General features: G+C 71.9%; 18 protein-coding genes and 1 pseudogene. 8 read left to right on the top strand and 11 right to left on the bottom strand.

The features are described from left to right. Positions 1-9: 9 nt before the first annotated feature. Positions 10-612 (bottom strand): M23 family metallopeptidase, encoded by a 603-nt coding sequence (locus tag DVA86_RS00185; RefSeq protein ID WP_208874686.1) that lies wholly within the window; start codon positions 610-612, stop codon positions 10-12. Positions 613-643: 31 nt separating this feature from the next. Then, positions 644-895 (bottom strand): annotated as a pseudogene (locus tag DVA86_RS35075) (hypothetical protein); the annotation flags it as partial. A gap of 362 nt (positions 896-1,257) precedes the next feature. Between DVA86_RS35075 and DVA86_RS00180 the strand changes: the two are divergent. Together DVA86_RS00180 and DVA86_RS00175 are read left to right on the top strand one after the other, a co-directional pair. Next, complete coding sequence (locus DVA86_RS00180) at positions 1,258-3,318, top strand: phosphocholine-specific phospholipase C (protein ID WP_208874684.1); 2,061 nt, start codon at positions 1,258-1,260, stop codon at positions 3,316-3,318. 150 nt (positions 3,319-3,468) lie between these two features. After that, entirely contained in the window at positions 3,469-5,583 is a 2,115-nt protein-coding gene (locus DVA86_RS00175) for a SpoIIE family protein phosphatase (protein ID WP_208874680.1), read from the top strand. Positions 5,584-5,638: 55 nt separating this feature from the next. On the opposite strand, the gene DVA86_RS00170 is transcribed toward DVA86_RS00175, so the two are convergent. The 8 genes from DVA86_RS00170 to DVA86_RS00135 form a co-directional block, all read right to left on the bottom strand. Next, complete coding sequence (locus DVA86_RS00170) at positions 5,639-7,120, bottom strand: arylsulfatase (RefSeq protein WP_208874679.1); 1,482 nt, start codon at positions 7,118-7,120, stop codon at positions 5,639-5,641. A 370-nt stretch (positions 7,121-7,490) separates the two neighbouring features. Beyond that, positions 7,491-8,996, bottom strand: coding sequence for a nucleobase:cation symporter-2 family protein (locus DVA86_RS00165; RefSeq protein WP_208874678.1), 1,506 nt, complete (start codon positions 8,994-8,996; stop codon positions 7,491-7,493). Positions 8,997-9,354: 358 nt separating this feature from the next. Then, a complete protein-coding gene (locus tag DVA86_RS00160) occupies positions 9,355-10,737 on the bottom strand; it encodes an 8-oxoguanine deaminase (protein WP_208874676.1) in 1,383 nt (460 codons plus the stop codon). Positions 10,738-10,918: 181 nt separating this feature from the next. Beyond that, complete coding sequence (gene pucL, locus DVA86_RS00155) at positions 10,919-11,851, bottom strand: factor-independent urate hydroxylase (RefSeq protein WP_208874675.1); 933 nt, start codon at positions 11,849-11,851, stop codon at positions 10,919-10,921. An 8-nt stretch (positions 11,852-11,859) separates the two neighbouring features. Then, positions 11,860-12,321: a hydroxyisourate hydrolase gene (locus tag DVA86_RS00150; protein WP_208874674.1), complete on the bottom strand. Its 462-nt coding sequence runs from the start codon at positions 12,319-12,321 to the stop codon at positions 11,860-11,862. A 2-nt stretch (positions 12,322-12,323) separates the two neighbouring features. Further along, a complete protein-coding gene (uraD, locus tag DVA86_RS00145) occupies positions 12,324-12,899 on the bottom strand; it encodes a 2-oxo-4-hydroxy-4-carboxy-5-ureidoimidazoline decarboxylase (protein WP_208874672.1) in 576 nt (191 codons plus the stop codon). A gap of 233 nt (positions 12,900-13,132) precedes the next feature. Continuing rightward, complete coding sequence (locus tag DVA86_RS00140; RefSeq protein ID WP_208884247.1) at positions 13,133-13,453, bottom strand: helix-turn-helix domain-containing protein; 321 nt, start codon at positions 13,451-13,453, stop codon at positions 13,133-13,135. 98 nt (positions 13,454-13,551) lie between these two features. After that, entirely contained in the window at positions 13,552-13,812 is a 261-nt protein-coding gene (locus DVA86_RS00135) for a YkoF family thiamine-binding protein (protein WP_208874670.1), read from the bottom strand. A 123-nt stretch (positions 13,813-13,935) separates the two neighbouring features. Here DVA86_RS00135 and DVA86_RS00130 point away from each other — a divergent pair, with 123 nt between their 5' ends. The 6 genes from DVA86_RS00130 to DVA86_RS00105 all read left to right on the top strand — a co-directional run bounded on the left by DVA86_RS00130 (position 13,936) and on the right by DVA86_RS00105 (position 22,000). Then, a complete protein-coding gene (locus DVA86_RS00130; RefSeq protein ID WP_425470723.1) occupies positions 13,936-14,799 on the top strand; it encodes a TIM barrel protein in 864 nt (287 codons plus the stop codon). Next, a complete protein-coding gene (locus tag DVA86_RS00125) occupies positions 14,796-15,692 on the top strand; it encodes a 2-hydroxy-3-oxopropionate reductase (RefSeq protein ID WP_208874668.1) in 897 nt (298 codons plus the stop codon). Before DVA86_RS00130 ends, DVA86_RS00125 begins: the two co-directional genes overlap by 4 nt. A gap of 250 nt (positions 15,693-15,942) precedes the next feature. Further along, a complete protein-coding gene (gene gcl, locus DVA86_RS00120) occupies positions 15,943-17,721 on the top strand; it encodes a glyoxylate carboligase (protein ID WP_208874666.1) in 1,779 nt (592 codons plus the stop codon). A gap of 103 nt (positions 17,722-17,824) precedes the next feature. Beyond that, a complete protein-coding gene (locus tag DVA86_RS00115) occupies positions 17,825-19,312 on the top strand; it encodes a catalase (protein WP_208874664.1) in 1,488 nt (495 codons plus the stop codon). A 319-nt stretch (positions 19,313-19,631) separates the two neighbouring features. Next, on the top strand, positions 19,632-20,537 hold the full coding sequence (locus tag DVA86_RS00110; RefSeq protein ID WP_208874662.1) for a hypothetical protein: 906 nt from the start codon (positions 19,632-19,634) through the stop codon (positions 20,535-20,537). A gap of 134 nt (positions 20,538-20,671) precedes the next feature. Continuing rightward, positions 20,672-22,000, top strand: coding sequence for a M64 family metallopeptidase (locus tag DVA86_RS00105; protein ID WP_208874660.1), 1,329 nt, complete (start codon positions 20,672-20,674; stop codon positions 21,998-22,000). A gap of 117 nt (positions 22,001-22,117) precedes the next feature. Here DVA86_RS00105 and DVA86_RS00100 read toward each other — a convergent pair whose 3' ends face one another. Then, complete coding sequence (locus tag DVA86_RS00100; protein ID WP_208874655.1) at positions 22,118-23,797, bottom strand: AMP-binding protein; 1,680 nt, start codon at positions 23,795-23,797, stop codon at positions 22,118-22,120. Between the last annotated feature and the right edge of the window lie 67 nt (positions 23,798-23,864).

Raw genomic sequence — 23,864 nt, 5'->3', positions numbered from 1 at the left:
GCCGCCGTGTCAGCCGCAGTTCCGGCTGGTCTGCGAGCGCTTCATGAAGTCGCTCCAGCGGACGCCCTGGATGACCGAGACCACGACGGAGCCGTCGTGTATCTGCTCGTAGTGCAGGTGCGGGGAGAGCTCGTATTTCGCGGACGAGGCGCCGACACGGCCGATCCGCTGGCCCTGCTTCACGGTGTCGCCGCGCGAGACGCCGCGGGACTTGAGGTGCGCGTAGCGGGTCTGCCAGCCGTTGCCGTGCCCGATCACGACCGTGTTGCCGTAGCCGGTGTCGGTCGAGTAGTACGAGGCGATGACCTTGCCGCCCGCGCTGGAGAACACGCGGCGGCCGAAGTCGTCCGTGCTGCCGTCGGCGGCGTAGTGGTTCCAGTCGATCGAGTGACCCGGGCTGTGCCCGTCCCAGTTGCTGCCGACCCAGGTCTGGCCGCAGAGGAACGGCATCTTGAAGTTGGGCCGGGCCAGTTCGGCGGCGGCGCTCGGTTCCCCGGTCCTCGGCCCGGCGGACGAGCCATCACCCGGAGCCGCGACGGCGACCGGAGCCGCGATCACGACGGCGGCCACCGCGCCCACGGCGGCCATCAGCCGGCGGACATGTCTCTGCATGACTCTCTCCTTGTCGTCGGTCGGCACCGATTCAAGGAGGCTGGGATACAAAGCGGATACATTCCGTCCGCGCGGCGGGCGCGGGCCGCTCCGGCGGAGCCAGGACGCGGCTGTCCGCGTCCGCCCAGCAGGAGGAGGGGGCGACGTACGGGCGGAGCAGCGCGGTCAGCCGCGCGTCGCCGCGCCCGTTCAGCTCCTCCGATGCGATCTTCCGTGCCACGCCGGCGAGGTAGTCGGCGAGTTGGACGCGCGTGTCCGTACGGGACCAGACGAGCCGCGGGCCGGCCATGCCGGGCGGGCTCTCCGCGCGGTGCTTGCCGCGGAGCAGTTGGTTGGCCTCCGCGTACGTACGGCCGCCTCGGCGGGCGACCGGATTCCGGCGCGGACCTCCTGCACGGCGCGGCCCGCGCGCTCCGCGTCGAGCCGTACGCCGGCGTGCGCGAAGCGGACGCGGGCCACCATGGCTTTTCGTCCCGTACAGACAGCAAGACCCGTACGCGCGTCAGCCCGTACGGGCCTGCCCTGTTCGCGGTGCGTACGCTGCCGCTTCACGCCGCGGACACGGCCTCTTCCCTCCCGGTCGCCGGTCTTGAACACTGCGCTGCTGACGCATGTTTCCTCCCCCACCGAGAGGTCCCCACAGCCATGCCTGATCTCAATCGGCGCCGCTTCCTCCGGATCGCCGGTGCCAGCACGGGCTTCGCCGCCCTGTCGGACAGCATCGCCCGCGCCGCGGCGATCCCCGCGAGTCGCAGGTCCGGCACCATCGAGGACGTCGAGCACGTCGTGGTGCTCATGCAGGAAAACCGTTCCTTCGACCACTACTTCGGCGCGCTCAAGGGCGTACGCGGCTTCGGCGACCCCCGCCCGGCGGCGCCCGGCGGGCGCGAGAACGTGTGGCACCAGTGGGACGGCGTCCGGGACGTGCTGCCGTACCACCCGGACGCCGAGGACCTCGGCATGCAGTTCATCGCGGGCCTCAACCACGACTGGGCGGGCGGCCACCAGGCGTGGCACGACGGGAAGTACGACCAGTGGATCCCCGCCAAGTCGCCCGGCACGATGGCGTATCTGACCCGCGAGGACATCCCGTTCCACTACGCGCTCGCCGACGCGTTCACCGTGTGCGACGCCTACCACTGCTCGTTCATCGGAGCCACCGACCCCAACCGCTACTACCACTGGACGGGCCACACCGGCAACGACGGCAAGGGCGGCGGCCCCGTGCTCGACAACGCCGAGGCGGGCTACGACTGGACGACCTACCCCGAGCGGCTGGAGCAGGCCGGGGTGTCGTGGAAGGTCTACCAGGACATCGGCGACGGCCTGGACGCCGAGGGCAAGTGGGGCTGGATCGAGGACGCGTACCGAGGCAACTACGGCGACAACTCGCTGCTGTACTTCAACAAGTACCGCAATGCCCAGCCGGGCGACCCCCTCTACGACAAGGCCCGCACCGGCACCGACGTGAAGAACGGCGACGGCTGGTTCGACGTCCTCGCCGCCGACGTACGGGACGGGAAGCTCCCCCGCGTCTCCTGGATCGCCGCCCCCGAGGCGTTCACCGAGCACCCCAACTGGCCCGCGAACTACGGCGCCTGGTACATCGCCCAGGTCCTCGACGCGCTGACCGCCGACCCGGAGGTGTGGAGCCGTACGGCGCTGTTCATCACGTACGACGAGAACGACGGCTACTTCGACCACGTGCCGCCGCCGTACCCGCCCGCCTCCGCCGACCGCGGCCTCTCCACCGTGGACACGACCCTGGACCACTTCCCCGGGAACGCGGGCTTCGCCGCCGGACCGTACGGGCTCGGGCAGCGCGTCCCCATGCTCGTCGTCTCGCCGTGGAGCACCGGCGGCTACGTCTGCTCCGAACTCTTCGACCACACCTCGCTGCTCCGCTTCATGGAGCGCCGGTTCGGCGTCGAGGAGCCGAACATCTCGCCCTGGCGGCGCGCCATCTGCGGGGACCTCACCTCGGCCTTCGACTTCGGTCTGAAGGACACCGAGCCCGCCGCCCTCCCCGACACCGACGGCTACGAGCCGCCGGACCGCGAACGCCACCCCGACTACGTACCGGTGCCGCCCGCGCAAGGCCGGCTGCCGCGGCAGGAGCCCGGCGCCCGGCCGGCGCGCCCGCTGCCGTACGCGCCGCACGTGGACGCGCTGGTCACGCCGGACGCCGGGCGGGTCACGCTCACCTTCGGTGCGGGCGGCGGCGCCGGTGCGTGGTTCTGCGTCACCTCCGCGAACCGTACGGACGGGCCGTGGACGTACACCGCCGAGGCCGGCAAGGAGCTCTCCGACGCCTGGCACACCGAGTGGTCGAACGGCGCGTACGACCTGTCCGTACACGGACCGAACGGCTTCCTCCGCACCTTCCGCGGCCCCGGCGGCGCCGCGGGACCCGAGGTGACCGCGCGACACGACGCGGAGGGCGGCGGCAGCGTCGAGCTGACCCTGACGAACGCGGGCACGGCCGACTGCCGCCTCACCGTCACCGACGCGTACGGCGGCGACCCGGCGACGGTCGCCGTGCCCGCGGGCGGGCGCGTGGTGCGGCGGGTGGCGCCGCAGGGCGGCGCGCGCTGGTACGACCTGCGGGTGACGGCCGACACGGACGACACGTTCCTGCGCCGGTTCGCCGGACACGTGGAGAACGGCGAGCCGGGCGTCAGCGACCCGGCCCTGCTCACGGACTGACGGGCGGACCGGAGACGGGAGGGTCCAGCTGCCCGATCCCGTCACTTCTCTGGGCAAACCCGCCTAATATCTGCATACAGTGTCAGGGTGATGACCGACGGACCACGCGGGCGTCCCGCAGAGCACCGCTGACCAGGCCAGGCACGCGGCATGGGCGCTGAGGGACCCGGAAGGCCGCCGGGCGGCGACACCGCGCCGCCCGGCGGCTGGCCCGCCGACGCGGACACCGCTCTCACGCTCAACCACAGCGGCTGCTGGGACTGGGACCTCGACCGCGGCGTCCTGCACCTGGACGGCCCCGCGCTGGAGCTGTTCGACCTGACCGCCGCGGAGTACGACGGCGACCCCGCCCACCTCGGCTCCCGCATCCCCGCCGCGGAGACGGCACGGCTGGACGTGCTGATCGCGCAGGCGCTGAGGAGCGGCCGGGAGCGCTACGGCGCGTACTTCCGGCTCCGCCGCCGGGACGGCTCCATGCGCTGGACCCACACCCAGGGCAGCATCCAGCGCGACGCCGGCGGGCGCCCGTACCGCATCATCGGCATCGTCCGCGACGCCACCGAGGAGCTCAGCCAGCCCGCCGAACGGACCACGCTGGACGTGGAGCGGTTCCGGCAGAACGGGGTGGTGGAGCTGACGACCGCCGCGCTGGCGCACGCCCGTACGGTCCGCGAGGTCCTGCACGCCCTCGAACGCTCACGCGGCCTGGAACAGCTCGGCGCGATCAGCGTCATCGTCGGCATGGTCGAGGACGGCCGCATCCGGCTCATCGGCAACAGCGGCTCCGACCACCCGCCGGAGCTGGTGCTCACCCGTATCGACGACCCGCTGCCGCTCAGCGAGGTGGTGCGCACGCTCACGCCGCGGTTCATCGTGTCGCGCGAGGACTTCGCCGTCCGCTACCCGTACGTGTGGCCGTACGTCGAGAGCGTCGGCGCGTCCGCCGCCGCGTACCTGCCGCTGATCGCCCAGGCTGCCCCGATCGGCGCGATCGGGCTCCTCTACCGCGGCAGACACCCGTTCACCCCCGAGGAACGGACCCTGCTGACCGCGCTGACCAGCAGCATCGCCCAGAGCCTGCAGCGTGCCCGGCTGTTCGAGCAGGAGCACGAGCTGGCCGAGGGGCTCCAGCAGGCGATGCTGCCGCACTCCCTCCCCATCGTCCCCGGCCTGCGCGCCGCCGTCCGCTACCGCTCCGCGCGGCAGGGCCGGGACATCGGCGGCGACTGGTACGACGTGATCCCGCTGCCCGGCGGCCGGGTGGCGGCCGTCGTCGGCGACGTACAGGGCCACGACACGCACGCCGCCGCCGTCATGGGGCAGCTGCGGATCGTGCTGCGCGCGTACGCCGCCGAGGGGCACTCGGCGGCGACCGTGATGGCGCGCGCGTCCGCGTTCCTCAACGACCTCGACACCGGCCGCTTCGCCACCTGCCTGTACGCCGAGGCCGACCCGGCCAGCGGCTGGCTGCGGCTCGTACGGGCCGGCCACCTCACGCCGCTGCTGCGCCGACCGGACGGCGGCTGCCGCCCGTTCCCGGTGATGGGCGCGCTGCCGCTGGGGCTGTCCGCGTACTTCGGGAAGCTGGAGTACCCGGTGACCACCATGGAGATGGAGCCGGGCGAGACCCTGGTGATGTTCACGGACGGGCTCGTCGAGGAGCCCGGCACCGACCTCGACGACGGCGTACGGGCGCTGGCCGACCGCGTACGGCACGCGCCGCCCGGCGTGGCGGCGGGCGACATGGAGGAGCTGGCCGACCGCCTCTGCGGCCGGTCCGAGCGCTGGCCCGGCGCCGACGACATGGCGCTCGTCCTGCTGCACCGCGAGTCCACCGCCGTGTCGCAGCCCGGCCGGCGGCTGCACCAGCGGGTCGCCTCGGGCGATCCGCAGGGGCTGGCCGCCGCGCGGCACATGGTGCGCTCCGCGGCCCGCTCCTGGCGGGCCGGGGAGCGTGCCGACGACGTGGAGCTGGTCACGGACGAACTCGCCACCAACGCGCTGCTCCACACCGACGGCGACGCGGTCGTCACCGTGTACCCGCTGGCCGGGGCGGAGCCCCGGGTACGGGTCGAGGTGACGGACCGCTCCAGCACCCACCCGCAGCTGCGGGAACCCGCCGACTCGTCGCTGTCGGGGCGCGGCCTGCTGCTGGTGGACCAGCTCGCGGACGTGTGGGGGGTGGAGTCGCGCGGCACGGGGAAGTGCGTGTGGTGCGAGTTCGGGGGCGGGGGCGGCGCGGGCGCGGGCGGCGCCAACGGCTGACGCGAGCCGGGCGCGTATGTACGGGCGAGGGGGCGCGTACGTACAGGCGCGCCCGTCAGACGCGGGCCGGCGGCGGGTCCTGCCACGCCTCGCGCAGCAGCGCGACCATCCCGGACACGATCCGCGGGTGCCGGTCCGCGACGTTGTGCCGCTCGCCGGGGTCCTTCCGCAGGTTGTACAGCTCCACGTCCCAGCGGTCGTCCGGCACCGTACGCTCACGGCCGGGCGCGAACCGGACGATCTTCCACTCCCCCTGCCGCAGCGCCTCGCAGACCCGCAGCCCGCGGCCCCGGTCGGCGGCCTGCGCGCGGGGCGTGGTGTGCGGGTCGTTCCGGAACCAGTAGAGGTAGCGGTGCGCCTCCGGGCGCCGCCCGCCGCCCATGAGCCCCGCCACGGAGAGCCCGTCGATGCCGTCCGGCACGTCGGCGCCGCCCAGTTCGGCCAGCGTCGGCAGCAGATCCGTGAGCGGGGTCTTGCGGTCGGTCACCGCACCGGGCTCGATCCGGCCGGGCGCCCAGGCGACGAGCGGGACCCGGATGCCGCCCTCGTACAGATTCCGCTTGAAGCCGCGCAGCTCACCGGTCGCCTCGAACCGCTCCGGGTCGACCTGGCCCTCCTCGTGCGGTCCGTTGTCGCTGGTGACCAGGACGACGGTGTCCTTCTCCAGGCCCTCGGCGCGCAGCCGGTCGACGATGTCCCCCACGAGCGTGTCCAACTGGCTGACCTGCACGGCGTGCCCCTTGTTCGCCTTCGACCAGAGGCGCCGGGCGTACTCGGCGGGCTCGAGTCTGCGGCTCGGCGCGTGCGGCACGTTGGGGGCGACGTACAGCAGGAAGGGCGCGTCGCCCGCCGCGTTCCGCGACACGAACTCGAGCGCCCGCTTCCGGAACAGCTCGGGGGCGTATGTGCCGCGGCGGTCGTGCATGTTGGCGCGGAGGACGGTCTGGCGGCCGTTGTCCCACAGGGCCGTGGGGTAGAAGTCGTGGGCGCGGCCGTGGCCGATGTAGCCGTAGAACTCGTCGAAGCCACGCCGGTTCGGGTGGCTCGGCTGGTTCGCCTGCTCCGGCCCGAAGCCCCACTTGCCAATGCACGCCGTACGGTAGCCGCGCTCGCGCAGCACCTCCGCGAACGTCGTATCGCCGTCCCCTATGGACGCCTGCCCGCCCTGGAACGGGTTCGTGCGTACGGTCGCGTGCCCACTGTGCAGCCCCGTGAGCATCGAGCACCGGGACGGCGCGCAGACGGGCGCGGCGGCGTACGCATGCGTGAAGCGGAGCCCGTCGGCGGCGAGTTCGTCCATCCTCGGGGTGTCGATGAGCTGCTGCCCGTACGAGCCCAGCTCTCCGGAGCCGAGGTCGTCGGCGACGATCACGACGAGGTTCGGGTGCCGTCGCGGCTTGCCCTGCGGCTTCGGTTCGCCGGAGGGGGTGGCGTCACTGTCGTCGGCGAGCGCGGTGACGGCCGCGGTGACTCCGGCCAGACCGAGTGCGGCGACCGACCCGGTGAGTATCTGGCGACGGCTGCTGGTGGCGTGCAAGTCGTTTGCTCCTTCAGGCTTCACGCTGAAGGATCATCTTGACCCACGGAATGGGTGCCTCTGTCCCGTGTGCGACGGCCCCGGAGGGGCCTCGGCCCCGCGCCGGGGCCCGGACCTGCCGCGCCTCGTCCCGGCGGGGGCACGGGGCGGGGCGGGCCGCGTCCGTATCGATACGCAGTTGTATCCGAACGGAGCCGGGCCCGCCCGCCTCCGCTTGAACCTCGGCCCCGACGCAGGTGAGCTGCGCCACAGGGCGGTTGACCGCCGGCCCGCAGGTCGCCGCCGAGCGGATGCGACCCACAGCGGGCCGTGGCCGCCCCGGTCCGTCCTCAAACGCCGGACGGGCTGGATTCGGCCGAGCCAGTGGATCTCAGTGCGCGCTTGACTGCCGTGCGCGGCGCGGCTGGGAGATCTCCTCGCCCGGTTCCATCGCGTGGGCCACGCCCGAGTCGTCCGCCGGCGAACCCCCGCGCTCCCCCAGGTGGTTGAAGAGAAAGTTCAGCACGATCGCCGCGATGCATCCCGTCGAGATCCCCGAATCCAGGACAATACGGGCGCTCTCCGGGAACGCGTGATAGAAGCCGTCCGCTGTGATCGGGATGATGCCCACGCCCAGCGAGACGGCGACGATCATCACGTTGTTGTCGTGTTCCAGGCCCGCCTTGACCAGGGTCTGGATGCCGCTCGCCGCGACGGACCCGAAGAGGACGACGCCCGCGCCGCCCAGCACCGGCAGCGGCACCGTGGCGATGAGGGCCGCGGCGACGGGACACAGTCCCATCAGTACGAGGATGCCGCCGCCGACGGCCACGACGAACCGGCTGCGTACCTTCGTCATCGCGACGAGCCCGATGTTCTGCGCGAAGGCGCTGCACGTGAAGCCGTTGAAGAAGGGGCTGATGAACGAGCCGAGGGTGTCGGCCCGGAGCCCCGCCGCGATGGTCTTCTCGTCCGAGGGACGTTCCACGATCTCGCCGAGGGCGAGCATGTCCGCCGTGGACTCCGTCATCGAGACGATCATGACGATGCACATGGAGACGATCGCCGCCGCCTGGAACTGCGGCGCCCCGAAGTGGAACGGCGTGGGGAAGCCGACCACGTCGGCCTCGCCGAGCGCGGTGAAGTCCGTGAGCCCGACCGGGACGGCGATGGCCGTGCCGATCACCAGGCCGAACAGCACCGCGATCTGCTTGACGAAGCCGCGTGTGAAGCGGCGCAGCAGCAGCACGATGACGAGCGTGGCGGCGGCCATCGCGATGTTCTTCTTCGCGCCGTAGTCGGACGCCTCGGCGTCGCCGCCCTGCGCCCAGTTGAAGGCGACGGGCAGCAGCGAGACGCCTATGAGGGTGATGACGGTGCCGGTGACGACCGGTGGGAAGAACCGTACGAGCTTGCTGAAGTACGGCGCTATGAGGAACCCGAGTGCGCCTGCCACCAGCACCGAGCCGAAGATGACGGGCAGTGCGTCCTCGGTGCCCTGCGAGCTGACGATCGCCAGCATGGGGGCGACGCCGGCGAAGGTGACGCCGTTGACGAACGGCAGCCGGGCGCCGATCTTCCACACGCCGAGCGTCTGGAGCAGGGTCGCGATGCCCGCCGTGAAGAGGCTGGCGCCCATGAGGAAGGTCAGTTCGGTGACGGAGAGGCCGACGGCCGTGCCGACGACGAGCGGCGGTGCGACCACGCCCGCGTACATCGCCGCCACGTGCTGGAGTCCCGCGGTGACGAGCTTGAACGGGGGGAGGGTCTGGTCGACGGGATGCTTCGGTGGGACCGGGCTCTCAGCCGGGGTCTCGTCCGGGCCGGAGCCCGTGGCCCCCTCCGGGCCCTCGTCCGGGGTGCTGCCTTGCGCGGTGAACCTGGGCGTCTTGGCCACGCCGGTTCCTCCTGTCGGTTGAACGGGTGTCGGCGTCGGTTCCGGCGCCGACACGCGGTTTCAGGGAGGTGCGGTGCATTGCGGGTGCTCGTATGCGGTTGTGGTTCGTCGCGCCCGGGTGCTGCTTGTGGCCTGTCCGCCGGTGGTGCGGCCCGTTCCCGGGGACGCGGGGTGCCCGTGCCCCCGGGAACGGTCGTCCGAGCAGCCCGCTCGGCTGCTCAGACCCGGCCGGGACCGTCCTCCCGGCCGGAGTCGATGTGTCGTTGTACGGACACAGCGCCGTAGCGACAAGTCGCCTCTGTGGCTGTGCCGTCGGGCAGCGGCGCCGGTCAACGGCGCGGCGCCGCTCCCCCGTTGTTCAGTCCGCGTCGGCCGCGATCCGCGCGAGCCGCCGCGCCTGGTCCCGCGCGTCGCGCGCGACGTCGTCCTCGTCGACCGTTCGCAGCCGGCCGTCCTCCACCACCGGTCGTCCGCCGACCAGCGACAGGGTGACGGGTGCGGCCGCGCCGAGTACGAGTGCCGCGACCGGGTCCTCGATCGAGGAGTGGCCGATGCCGTCCAGCTTCCACAGCACCAGGTCGGCGAGCTTGCCCGGTTCGAGGGAGCCGATCTCGGCGGTACGGCCCAGCACGCGCGCGCCGCCGTACGTGCCCAGGCGCAGCGCCTGCCGTGCGGTGAGCGCGTTTTCGCGGTGCCGTCCGAGGCGGTTCACGAGCAGGGCGTTGCGCAGTTCGGTGTGGAGTTCGCCGGACTCGTTGGACGCGGTGCCGTCGACGCCGAGCCCGACGGGGATGCCCGCGGCCAGCATGTCCGGCACGCGTGCGATGCCCGCGGCGAGCCGGGCGTTGGAGGACGGGCAGTGCGCGACGCCCGTACCGGTGCGGGCGAACGCGCCGATGTCCGAGTCGTTCATGTGCACGCAGTGCGCCATCCACACGTCGTCGCCGAGCCAGCCGGTGGACTCGAAGTAGTCGGTGGGGCCCATGCCGAACAGCTCGTGGCAGAACTTCTCCTCCTCGACCGTCTCCGAGCCGTGCGTGTGCAGCCGTACGCCCTTGCGGCGGGCCAGCGCGGCGGCCTCCCGCATCAGTTCGGTGGAGACGGAGAAGGGGGAGCACGGCGCGACCGCGATGTGCAGCATCGAGCCGAACGCCGGGTCGTGGTGCCGGTCCACGGCCTCCTCGGTGGCGCGCAGCGCGTCCTCGGTGGTCTCGCAGGCGAAGTCCGGCGGCAGCCCGCCGTCCGACTCGCCGCGGTCCATGGAGCCGCGGGCGGCGGTGAACCGTACGCCGGTCTCGCGGGCGGCCCGGATCTCCGCGCCGAGCAGGTCGCCGGAGCCGCGCGGGAAGATGTAGTGGTGGTCGGCGGCGGTGGTCACGCCGCCGCGGGCCAGCATGGCGAGGGAGCCGCGGGCGCCCGCGTACACCATGGGCTCGTCGATGCGGGCCCAGGTGGGGTAGAGCGCCACCAGCCACTGGAACAGGTTGGCGTCCTGGGCGAGGCCGCGGGTGAGCCACTGGTAGAAGTGGTGGTGCGTGTTGACGAGCCCCGGGGTGACCAGGTGACCGGTGCCGTCGACGCGGCGTACGACGCCCGGCAGGCCCTCGGGGGCCGGGCCCGCGCCGACGGACTCGATGACGTCACCGGCGACGACGATGTGGCCGGTGGCGTACTCGGTGTCGGCGGCGTCGACGGTCGCGACGGCGCAGTTCTCGATGACGGTGCGCTCGGTGTCTGCCATGAGGGATTTCCTCGTTCTCTTCGGCGGGTGGGCACGGCAGGGGCCCTCGGTGATTTGAGTGCCGGAGCCGGCGGGACAGCTGACAGGACCGTCCCGCCGTGACCGCTCCGGGTGCCGATGACGCGGTGAGCTGTGTGCTCCCCGCGAGTCAGAGGTGGTCGGGGATCAGTGGGCCGGAGGGTCAGAGGTTGGTCATGTCGACCGGGATGCGCTGCTCCGCTCCGTCGCGCAGCACGGTCGCCTCGATGAGACCGTACGGGCGGTCTGCGGCGTAGTAGACGGCGCCGTCGGCCGCGTCGTTCTTCAGCCCGAACGGTTCGAGGTCGACCCGGAAGTGGTGCTTGTTCGGCATGGAGAACCGGATCTCGTCGATCTCCGCCCGGCTGTTGATCACCCGCGAGCCCATCTGGTACAGCGTCTGCTGCAGCGACAGGGAGTACGTCTCGGCGAACGCGTGCAGCATGTGCTGCTTCGTCTGCGCGTACGACTTCTCCCAGTGCGGCGGACGCTGCGCGTCATCCGTCCAGTTGTGCCGCCAGACGGCGGTGACGTCGGTGGCGAGGATGCGGTCGTAGTCCTCCTGGAGCGTGGTGTACCGGTCCTTGACGTAGCCCCAGAACTCCGAGTTGGTGGAGTTCAGCACCGTCAGCCCGGTGAGGCCGGTGAGGATCTCCCAGCTCTCGCCGTCGTAGGTGATCTGGGCGGTACGGGTCTCCTGCCCCTTGCGTACGAACGAGTGCCGCACCTCGTCGGCGCCGATGAAGCGGGAGTTGGCGTCGGAGGTGGCGATCCGCTCCCAGGCGTACTCCTCGATCCGTATCCGCGCCCTGCCGATCGGCTCCTGGCTGGTCACGAAGTGCCGGGCGAGCGCGATGCCGAACTGCTCGGGCGACTCGATGCCGTGCTCCTTGGCGAACGCGTACACCGTGTTCTTGGTGGTGTCGGTCGGCAGCACATGGGAGTTGGAGCCGGAGTAGTGGACGTCGTCCATGTCGCCGGAGAGGGCGACCGAGACGTTGAGGTCGCGGATGTGGTGGGTGGCCCCGTTCCGCGTGATCTTGACGACGCGGTTTTCCGCCTTGCCGTACTGGTTCTGGCCGAGAATCGTGGGCATGTTGGGTGTCAGCTCCCTCGGTACACGGAGTAGCCGAACGGGTTGAGCAGCAGCGGTACGTGGTAGTGCTCGCCCGGTGTGACGGTGAAGACCACGGTCACCTCGGGGAAGAAACTGCCACTTTCCCTTTCCTCAGGGGCGCTGTCCCTTACGCGGGGGGCGTCCTGCTGTTCCTCGGCTTGCCTGCCGGTCTCTTCTGTCTTCGGTTCTGTGCTTGCTGTCCTGCCGGTGAAGTACGGCTCGGTCACGAACGAGAGCCGTACCTGTGTGCTGCCCTCCGGCAGTGCCGGAAAGTCCTTGCAGCGCCCGTCCGCGTCGGTCTCCGACGTCCCGTACGCGGTCCAGTCGCCGTCCGCGCCGCCGCGCACCGACAGGTGGACGGCCACGCCGCGGGCGGGCTGTCCGGCGCTGGTGTCCAGGATGTGCGTGGACACCGAGGCCGTACGGGCGGTGTGCGGGGCGGCGCTCATGGTCAGGCTCCTTCGTGCGTGGCGGCGGCCTCGGCCCCGGTGCCGGTCCCGGTTGCGGTCTCGGTCCCGGTTTCGGGTGCTTGCGCGAGGCGGGTCAGCCGGATGCGGTTGATCTTCAGCAGCTCGGAGCGTACGGCCTCCCGCTCCCGCTCCGGAGGGTTGCCGAGGCGCTCCCGTACGGCGTCCCGCATTTGCTCGCCGTCCAGTCCGGTGGCGCAGATGAGGAACACGTGGCCGAACCGTTCCTGGTAGGCCAGGTTCAGCTCGAGCATCTCCGCCTTCAGCTCCTCGGACGCGCCGGCCATCCCGCGCTGTTCGCGTGCGGATGCCGGGTCGCCGGGCTTCGGGCGGCCGATGGGCGGGTGCCCCGCCATGGCCTCGGCCAGATCGTCCGCGCCGAGCTCGGCCATGGCGGCGTCGCTGGCGTGGAAGAGGGCCGCGGTGTCGGCGTACGGGCGCCGGGCGAGGACGCGTTCGCCCCACGCCGACGAGGCGCACACCTCGTGCAGCGCGGCGCGTACCTCGCCCGCCTCGGCACTGTTCAGCCAGGTCAGACCTGGGGTGGGGGTCGACGTCACGTGGGCCTCCGAGGCCGTGGTGCGGTTCGGGCTGGGAACAGCTAAGTCCCCACCGGACACCGCGTCAACACTTTGTTGAAACTCTCGGAAACTCTTGACTCCGCCGGAACTACGCCGGAATCCCCGCGGAACCCCCGGGAAACACGGCCGCCGCCCCGGCATCCGGGACGGCGGCGGCCTGCGGCTTACGGCTTACGGCTTACGGCTTACGGCCCACGACGGGGCCGTCGCGGCTAGCGGCCCTCTTTGGCGTTCTCGCGGTTGAGGTAGTTGTAGACGGTGAAGCGGCTGACGCCCAGCGCGCTGGCGACGGTCTCCACACCGTGCCGCACCGTGAAGGCGCCGCGCATCTCGAGGATGCGCACCACCGACTGCTTGGTCTTGCGGTCCAGCTCCGCGAGCGGAACGCCGTGCCGCCGCTCCAGCTCGGCCAGGATGTGGTCCAGCGAGTCGGACAGGTGCGGCAGCCGTACGGCCACCACGTCCTCGCCCTCCCAGGCCAGCACGACGTCGTCGCCCCCGGCCTCGGCCGGCGGCACCAGCTCGCCGCCCATCGCGTCCACCAGCGGCTTGACCGCTCGTACGAACGGGTGGTCGGGGGCCGGCCGGTCCGCGTGCGGCCCCTCCGGGGCGCCGCTCTCCGCCGCGGCCGTCACGCGTCCACCCCGCCGTCCGCGGGCAGCACGTTCACCTGGAGCGACACCCGCGTCGCGCCCGCCGCCAGGGAGCGGCTGAGCATCGCCTGGACCGCCGCGAGCACGTCGTCCGCGGCACCTTCGGCCGTGTTGCCGAACGGGCCGACGTCGACCGCGTCCAGCCCCGCGTCCTGCACGGTCTCCCGCGCGACGACCGCGTGCCGCGGCGCCTCGTCGAGATCGAACGGCTCTGTCGTGAACTCCACCTTCAATCGCACGCGCCCAACCTACTGCCCCCTCCCCCTCTTGACAGCCCCGGTCCTCGCGCTGCAATGTTCCATTGAGTAGAAAGTTACTTCCACATTACGGAAGACTCGATAACGGAAGGGAGCACGATCACCGTGGCCCCCCTCGCAGAGATCGACAGCACGGACCACCGGTTCACCGTCAACCTGTCGATCCTCTTCACCGAACTGCCGCTCCTGGAGCGCCCCGCCGCTGCCGCCGCAGCGGGCTTCACCGCCGTGGAGCTGTGGTGGCCCTGGGTCGACTCGCCCGTTCCGGAGCCGTCCGAACTCGACGCGCTGCGCTCCGCCCTGACGGACGCGGGCACGCGGCTGACCGGGCTGAACTTCTACGCGGGACAGCTGCCCGGCCCCGACCGCGGCGCCCTGTCCGTCCCGGGCGAGGAGTCCGACCGGTTCCGCGCGAACATCGACGTCGCCGCCGACTTCGCGGAGTCCGTGGGCTGCACTGCGCTCAACGCCCTCTACGGCAACCGCGTGGAGAGCGCGTCCGACGCCGAGCAGGACGCGCTCGCCCTGGAGAACCTCGCCCTGGCCGCACACGCCGCCGACCGGATCGGCGCCGTCCTGCTGGTCGAGGCGCTGAACGCCCCGGAGTCGCCGAAGTACCCCCTCGTCAGCGCGCCGAAGGCGGTCGAGGTCGTCGACGCCGTCAACGAGGCGACCGGCCTGGGTAACGCCCGCTTCCTCATGGACCTGTACCACCTGTCCATGAACGGCGAGGACCTGCACCGGGTCATCGACGCGTACGCCGCCAAGACCGGCCACGTGCAGATCGCCGACAACCCCGGCCGCGGCGCGCCCGGCACCGGCGAACTGGACTTCGCCGACCTGCTCGGGCGGCTCGCGAAGGCCGGCTACGACGGCTGGGTCGGCCTCGAGTACAAGCCCGGCGACGCACCGAGCGCCGCCTCCTTCAACTGGCTGAGCGGGACCGCACACGGAAAGGCATCCTCATGAGCACGCTTCCGAAGATCGCCTGGATCGGCCTGGGCATCATGGGCTCCCCCATGGCCGAGAACCTGATCAAGGCCGGCTACGACGTCACCGGCTACACCCTGGAGCAGGACAAGCTGGACCGCCTCGCCGCCAACGGCGGCACCGCGGCGCCCTCCATCGCGGCGGCCGTCGGGGACGCCGACGTGGTGATCACGATGGTGCCGGCCTCCCCGCAGGTCGAGGCCATCGCGTACGGCGACGACGGCATCCTCGCGAACGCCAGGCGCGGCACGCTGCTCATCGACATGTCCTCCATCACCCCGCAGACGTCCGTCGATCTGGCCAAGGCGGCGGCCGAGCGGGGAGTCAAGGTGCTCGACGCGCCCGTGTCGGGCGGCGAGGCGGGCGCCATCGAGGCCGTGCTGTCCATCATGGTCGGCGGCGAGCAGGCCGACTTCGACCAGGCCAAGCCGATCCTCGACACGCTCGGCAAGACCATCGTGCTGTGCGGACCGCACGGTTCCGGGCAGACGGTGAAGGCCGCCAACCAGCTGATCGTCGCCGTCAACATCCAGGCGTGCGCCGAGGCCGTCGTCTTCCTCGAGAAGTCCGGCGTGGACCTCCCCGCCGCGCTCGACGTGCTCGGCGGCGGACTGGCCGGTTCCACGGTGCTGGAGCGGAAGAAGGAGAACTTCAAGCAGCGGGACTTCAAGCCCGGCTTCCGTATCGACCTGCACCACAAGGACATGGGCATCGTCAGCGACGCCGCCCGCAGCGTGGGCGCGGCCCTGCCGGTCGGCGCCGTCGTCGCCAACCTCGTCGCCTCCCTGCGCGCGCAGGGCGACGGCGGCCTGGACCACTCCGCGCTGCTGCGCGGCGTGGAGCGGCTGTCCGGCCCGCCAGAGAAGGCGTAACCCGAGCAGCCCCCGCACCAGGCCCACTTCACAGCCCGTTCCCGGGCTCAGCGCGGCACACGTCGCGTACGAAACGTCCGGGCGGCGGCGTCGACACCTGTCCTGTCGCGCCCGAGGCGCCGCCGCCCGGATATCCACCGGGAGCACAGCCCCCGCCCCGGCCGATCCCCAGCCTCCCCAGGCAACCAGCCTCCCCTTCCCCAGGCCCCAGCCGCACCCTTCCCCCGGAAGGCCGGAACAGGAGTACCCCATGGCCCGAATGACCGCTGCCCGCGCGGCAGTCGAGATCCTGAAACGCGAAGGCGTGGACACCGCCTTCGGCGTGCCCGGCGCCGCCATCAACCCCTTCTACGCGGCCCTCCGCGCCGCAGGCGGCGTCGAGCACACGCTCGCCCGCCACGTCGAGGGCGCGTCCCACATGGCCGAGGGCTACACCCGTACGAAGGCCGGCAACATCGGCGTGTGCATCGGGACTTCGGGCCCCGCGGGCACCGACATGATCACCGGTCTCTACTCCGCCACCGGCGACTCCATCCCCATCCTCTGCATCACCGGCCAGGCGCCCACCGCGGTGATCCACAAAGAGGACTTCCAGGCCGTCGACATCGCCTCCATCGCCGCGCCCGTCACCAAGAAGGCCACCACCGTGCTGGAGGCGGCGCAGGTGCCGGGCGTGTTCCAGGAGGCGTTCCATCTGATGCGGTCGGGGCGGCCCGGACCGGTGCTGGTGGACCTGCCGCTGGACGTGCAGATGACGGAGATCGAGTTCGACCCGGAGACGTACGAGCCGCTGCCGGTGCACCGGCCCGTGGCGACCCGCCGGCAGGCCGAGAAGGCGCTGGCGATGCTGGCCGCCGCCGAGCGCCCGCTGATCGTCGCGGGCGGCGGCGTCATCAACGCGGACGCCTCCGAACTCCTCGTCGAGTTCGCCGAGCTGACCGGTATCCCGGTGGTCCCGACCCTGATGGGCTGGGGCGTCCTCGGCGACGACCACCCGCTGAACGCCGGCATGGTGGGCCTCCAGACGTCGCACCGCTACGGCAACGCCACGTTCCTCGAGTCGGACTTCGTCCTCGGCATCGGCAACCGCTGGGCCAACCGCCACACCGGCAAGCTCGACGCGTACACCGAGGGCCGTACGTTCGTGCACGTCGACATCGAGCCGACGCAGATCGGGAAGATCTTCCCGCCGGACTACTCGATCGTCTCCGACGCCGGCGCCGCCCTCCGCCTGTTCGTGGAGGTCGCCCGCGAGCAGCGCGACGCGGGCACGCTGCCGGACCGTACGGCGTGGGCGGAGACCGCGCGCGAGCGCAAGGCCACGATGCACCGGCGTACGCACTTCGACCAGGTGCCGATGAAGCCGCAGCGCGTGTACGAGGAGATGAACCGCGCGTTCGGGCCCGAGACCCGCTACGTGTCGACCATCGGCCTGTCGCAGATCGCGGGCGCTCAGTTCCTGCACGTCTACCGCCCGCGGCACTGGATCAACTGCGGCCAGGCCGGGCCGCTCGGCTGGACGGTGCCGGCGGCGCTGGGCGTCGCGACGGCGGACCCGGAGGCGAGCGTCGTCGCGCTGTCCGGGGACTACGACTTCCAGTTCATGATCGAGGAGCTGGCGGCGGGCGCGCAGTTCAACATCCCGTACGTGCACGTGCTGGTGAACAACTCGTACCTCGGCCTGATCCGGCAGGCGCAGCGCAACTTCGACATGGACTACCAGGTCTCCCTGTCGTTCGAGAACATCAACACCCCCGAGCTGGGCGTGTACGGCGTCGACCACATCAAGGTCGCCGAAGGGCTGGGCTGCAAGGCGCTGCGCGTCACCGAGCCGGACGAGCTGCTGCCCGCCTTCGAGGAGGCGAAGAAGCTCGCCGCCGAGCACCGCGTCCCGGTGATCGTCGAGGCGATCCTGGAGCGGGTCACGAACATCGCGATGAGCGGCAGCGACATCGCCAGCGTGAACGAGTTCGAGGAGCTGGCCACCGAGCCGGGCCACGCGCCCACCGCGATCACGCCGCTGGTCTGACGGCCGGCAGCAAGTTTCAACAAACTGTTGACGTTTCATCGGAGCGGTCCCTACGCTCCACCACGCGGAAGACGGCTTCCGCGCTCCCGTAGGAAGGTCATCCATGCCCCAGCCCACGCCGACGCCCCGCGCCGCCCGGCCGCGGACCCTGACGACGGAGTCCGGCGCACCCGTCTCCGACAACCAGAACGCCGCCACCGCGGGCGCCGGCGGCCCGCTCCTCCTCCAGGACCAGCACCTGCTGGAGAAGCTGGCGCGGTTCAACCGCGAGCGCATCCCGGAGCGGGTCGTGCACGCGCGGGGCTCGGGCGCGTACGGCTACTTCGAGGTGACGGACGACGTCACCGCGTACACCAGCGCGCACTTCCTGGGCGCGGTCGGCCGCCGTACGGAGACCTTCGCCCGCTTCTCGACCGTCGCGGACAATCTGGGCGGGCCGGACGCCGCCCGCGATCCGCGCGGCTTCGCGCTCAAGTTCTACACCGAGGAGGGGAACTACGACCTCGTCGGCAACAACACCCCGGTGTTCTTCATCAAGGACCCGCTGAAGTTCCCCGACTTCATCCACAGCCAGAAGCGCGACCCGTTCACCGGCAAGCAGGAGCCGGACAACGTCTGGGACTTCTGGGCGCACTCCCCCGAGGCCACCCACCAGGTCACCTGGCTGATGGGCGACCGCGGCATCCCCGCGTCGTACCGGCACATGAACGGCTACGGCTCGCACACGTACCAGTGGACGAACGCCGAGGGCGAGGCCTTCTACGTCAAGTACCACTTCAAGACCAACCAGGGCATCCGCTCGCTCAGCAGCGAGCAGGGCGCCGAGCTCGCCGGCACCGACCCGAACAGCCACCAGACCGATCTGCTCCAGTCGATCGAGCGCGGCGTGTACCCGTCGTGGACGCTGCACGTGCAGGTCATGCCGGCGGACGAGGCGGACGGCTACCGCTTCAACCCGTTCGACGTCACCAAGGTGTGGCCGCACGAGGACTACCCGCTGCGGCGGGTGGGCCGCCTCGTGCTGGACCGCAACCCGGACAACGTCTTCGCCGAGGTCGAGCAGTCCGCGTTCTCGCCGAACAACTTCGTGCCCGGCGTCGGCCCGAGCCCCGACAAGATGCTCCAGGGGCGGCTGTTCGCGTACGCCGACGCGCACCGCTACCGGCTCGGCGTCAACCACACCCAGCTGCCCGTCAACGCCCCCAAGGCCACCACAGCCCGGAACTACGGCCGCGACGGCCTCATGGCCGCCAACGCGCAGGGCAGGCACGCGAAGAACTACGAGCCCAACTCGTACGACGGCCCTGCCGAGTCCGGCAGCCCGCTGTCCGCGCCGCGCCCGCTGTCCGGCTGGACCGGCACGCACGAGGCGCCGCAGCACACGAAGGACGACGACTTCTTCCAGGCGGGCGAGCTCTACCGGCTGATGTCCGAGGAGGAGCGCGGCCGGCTCGTCGCGAACATCGCGGGCGGGCTGTCCCAGGTGGCACGCGACGACGTGATCGAGCGGAACCTCGACCACTTCCGCGCGGCCGACCCGGAGTACGGCGCCCGCGTCGAGGAGGCCGTACGGGAGCTGCGCGAGGGCTGAGGCTCAGCGCGGCGGGCCACGGCGCCTCGGGGCCCGCGAACCGGACCGGTGCGGCCGGCCGTACGGGACGGCGTACGGCCGGCCGCGCTGCGCGCGCGGGCGGACGGACGGGTGCTCGCGGGGGCGGGCGGACGGCGGCTGCCGGGGCGGCGAGCGGCGTGTTGTGCGGCCGGTCGAACGTGCCGCGCACAAGCCCGTCGTACGGGCCGACCGCAATGACGTTTCTGTCACGTTCCTCTTCGTAAACCCCTTCTCATCGGGGACGATGTGTCCAGACCCGTTTGCCCGTCACACCATCGCCCCGCCGGGAGCCCCAGAGATGGCCGAAAGCGTGTCCGTGCGCTGTCCCACCTGCCGTCGCGAGCACACGTACGCACCACCCAGCTACCCGTGCGCCTGCGGCGCGCCCGTCAGCCTGCCGCTGCTCAGCGGGGGCGTGCCGGTGCGGGTGGAACACCGTACGTGGGCGGGCTCGTGGGTGCCCGTGCGGTGTGCCAGCTGCGGGCGGCTCGACGAGTGGCCGCAGCCGGAGTTCGGGTGCACCTGCGGGACGATGGTGCGGGTTCCGGTCGCGTCGCCTGGCACCCGGCCGCCCTCGGCCCGGCAGCCGGGCGCGGGGAAGCCGGCCGCCGGCCGGGCGGAACCGGCCGAACGGCCGGGCGCGGAGCCGCCGTCCGCACCCGAGGCGGCACGGCCCGAGCAGGCACGCGCGGAGCAGCCGCGGTCCGAACCGACGCGCGCCGAACCGACGCGCGCCGAACCTCCCGCCGCCGGGAGTGGCACCCCGCCGCAACCCCCGCCCCGTACGGCCGGGCCCGCCGGCTCCGCCGGAACGCCCGCCCGCCGCCCGGCGTTCCGCCCGGTGACCATCCGGACCGCGCAGGACGCCAAGACGGCCGCCGCGCAGTATCTGCGCTGGCTCGGCTTCTCCGAGGTCCGCATCGCGGGCAACCGCCCCGCATCCGGCGTGGACCTGCGCGGCCCCGAGGTCGTCGCGCACGTCGACCCGACCACCACGCCGACGACGCTCCGCGACATCGAGACGCTGTGGCTCAACGGCCTCAACGAGTCGGCCACCGCGGTCTGCTTCTCCCTCGCCGGTTACTCGCACGAGGCCCGCAACCGCGCCGACGAGCTCTCGCTGGCGCTGTTCGTCCTTGACCTGACCGGCACTCCGCAGCCCGTCAACGACCCGGCGGACGAGCTGATCCGTACGATCGCCTGACCACTCCCGGCCAACGGCCGTACGAGTGTGACGGTTTCTGTCGTTGACAGGTACATACCTGTCTTCTTTAGTTCTCTGTGGCTAGCTGCTAGCTCGCTTCCCCCAAGCACCCCCCACACCACAGGGAGCACCCCGTGCGCAGACGACGCACCATCAGAATCGGCGCGGCGGCGGGCGTGACCGCCGTCGCCGCACTCGCGCTCGCGCTCGCCGCCCCCGGCCAGGCCGCGCCGCCCGACGAGCCCGAGCGGGACAAGGCCCAGGGCACCCACCGCGTCGAGTACTTCGACGGCCCCAACGCCCACCCGCGGCATGTCGAGGTGTCCGCCGAGACGCCGGAGCGGCTCCGCGGCTCCGGCTCCGTCGCGGGCGACGGGGACGTCACCCCGGTCGTCGAGAACGGCCCCACCGCCGACAAGCTCGACATCGCTGTCATCGGCGACGGCTACACCGAGGCGGAACTCCCCCAGTTCCACACCGACGCCAAGGAGAGCTGGACCGAACTCGCGGGCGTCGAGCCGTACACCACGTACCAGAACCTCTTCAACGTCTGGGCGATCGACGCCGTCTCCCAGGACTCCGGCGTCTCCGGCGACCCCGACCAGGGCACCGTGAAGAACACCGCCCTCGACTCGCACTTCTGGTGCGACAACCTCGAGCGCCTGCTGTGCGTCGACACCGCCAAGGTCGAGAGCTACGCCCGCAACGCCCCCGAGGCGGACCTCGTCATCGTCATAGCGAACAGCGCCAAGTACGGCGGCGCGGGCTACAACGGCGTCCAGTCCGAGCTGGGTTACGACGGCATCGCCACGCACTCCGGCGGCAACGACCAGGCCGGCCAGATCGCCATCCACGAGACGGGCCACTCGCTGGGCAAGCTCGCCGACGAGTACGCGTACGAGGACTCCGAGTACACCGGACCGGAGACCGGCGACCTCAACACGACCGTCCACACCGCCGACGAGCTGGAGCAGAACGGCACCAAGTGGGCGCGGTGGCTGGGCGAGGCGACCCCCGACGGCGGGGTCATCGGCGCGTACGAGGGCGCGGCGTACCACACGCGCGGGCTGTTCCGGCCGAGCGAGGACTCGATCATGCGGACGCTGGGCCGCGAGTTCAACCTCGTCGGCCGCGAGGCGATGATCGCCGGCTTCCACCGGCACGCACCCGCCCTGGCCAGTGACACCCGTACGGCGCGGGCGCTCGGCAGCGAGGACACCGTGACCGTACGGGTGCCCGAACTGACCGGGGACGCCCGGCAGATCACGCTGCGCTGGTATCTGGACGGCAAGGAGGTCGAACGGCTGCGGGGCGACCGTACGGTCCGCCTCGCCGACGTCGTCGGCTCCGGCGGTGGCAGCCACCGGCTGACGGCGAAGGCGACCGACCCCACGGCCGCCGTACGCGACCCGGCGCTGCGCGCCGACCTCACGAAGTCGCTCACCTGGCGCGTCGAGGGCTGAGCCCTCTCGGCCCGTGGGCCCGGGGCCCGTACGGCAACGCGACCGCCGTACGGGCCCCGGCTGGCGTACGGGCTCCGACCCGGGCCCCGGCTGCCGTACGGGTCCCGGGCCCCGCGCTCACTCCCGGTGCTCCTCCCCCGGCGTGCTCGCCGCGTGCTCCCGCAGCTCCACCCGGCGGATCTTGCCCGAGATCGTCTTCGGCAGGTCCGCGAACTCGATGACGCGGATCCGCTTGTACGGCGCCAGCACCCCGCGCGAGTGCTCGAACAGCGCCTTCGCCGTGTCCGGCCCCGGCTCCCAGCCCGCGGCCAGCACCACGTACGCCTTGGGCACCGACAGCCGTACGGCGTCCGGTGACGGCACGACCGCGGCCTCCGCGACCGCCTCGTGCTCCAGCAGGGCGCTCTCCAGCTCGAACGGGGAGATCTTGTAGTCGGACGCCTTGAAGACGTCGTCGGCCCGGCCGACGTACGTGATGTACCCGTCCTCGTCCCGTGAGCCGATGTCGCCCGTGCGGTAGTAGCCGCCGGCCATCACCTCGGCTGTACGCTCCGGGTCGCCGCGGTAGCCGGTCATCAGGCCGACGGGGCGGCCGTCCGGGCCGTCCAGGCTGAGGCTGATCTCGCCCTCGTCGGCGGGCTCGCCGCTGACCGGGTCGAGCAGCACCACCTCGAAGCCCGGCGTCGGACGGCCCATCGAGCCCGGCTTCAGCCGCTGGCCCGGCGAGTTGGCGACCTGCACGGCCGTCTCCGTCTGCCCGAAGCCGTCCCGGATCGTCACGCCCCAGTGCCGCTGCACGTGCTCGATGACCTCCGGGTTCAGCGGCTCGCCCGCGGCCACCACCTCGCGCGGCGGGCGCCGCAGCTGGCTCAGGTCCGCCTGGATCAGCATGCGCCACACGGTGGGCGGCGCGCAGAAGCTCGTCACCTCGAACCGGTCCAGCTCGGCCATCAGCCGGGCCGCGTCGAAGCGTTCGTAGTTGTGGATGAAGATCGTCGCCTCGGCGTTCCACGGGGCGAAAAAGTTGGACCAGGCGTGCTTTGCCCATCCCGGCGAGGAGATGTTGAGGTGCACGTCGCCGGGGCGCAGCCCGATCCAGTACATGGTGGCCAGATGCCCCGCCGGATACGACAGGTGGCTGTGCTCGACCAGCTTGGGCAGCGCGGTCGTGCCCGAGGTGAAGTACAGCAGCAGGGTGTCGTCGGCGCGGGTCGGGCCGTCCGACTCGAAGGCGGCGGGGGCGCCGTACGCGTCCTCGTACGCGAGCCAGCCTGCCTGCGTCTCACCGCTCCCAACGGCGATACGGGTGTAGTCACCGGGCACGTCGTCGAACTTGCCCGCGTCCTGCGCCCGTACGAGCACGTGCCGCGCGTCGCCCCGGCCGATCCGGTCGGCGAGGTCGGCGGGGCCGAGCAGCGGCGTCGCCGGGATCACGACGGCGCGCAGCTTCATCGCGGCGAGCAGGGTCTCCCACAGCTCGGCCTGGTTGCCGAGCATCACCACGATGCGGTCACCGGCGCGTACGCCCGCGGCGGTACGCAGCCAGTTCGCCACCCGGTCCGAGCGCTCGCGCATGGCGGCGAACGAGATCCGCGTCTCGTCGCCGTTCTGCTCGACGAGGTGGAGGGCGGTCCGCTCGTTGCCGTCGGCGATCCGGTCGAACCAGTCCAGCGCCCAGTTGAAGTGCTCGGGCCGGGGCCACACGAAGTCCGCGCGGGCCGCGTCGTAGTCCTCGCGGTGCCGCAGCAGGGTGTCGCGTGCGGCGCGGAACGTGTCGTGGGGGCTGGTGTCCGTCATGCGTGTCTCTCCCCGCGTGGTGTCCGGTGTGTGCTTGCCGTGCCGGCCGGGACCGGCGTACGGGCCA

The sequence above is a fragment of the Streptomyces armeniacus genome, assembly GCF_003355155.1.
Classification (GTDB): Bacteria; Actinomycetota; Actinomycetes; order Streptomycetales; family Streptomycetaceae; genus Streptomyces; species Streptomyces armeniacus.
The sequence above is the reverse complement of the archived record's forward strand: the minus strand, read 5'-3'. Positions and strand labels throughout refer to the sequence as shown.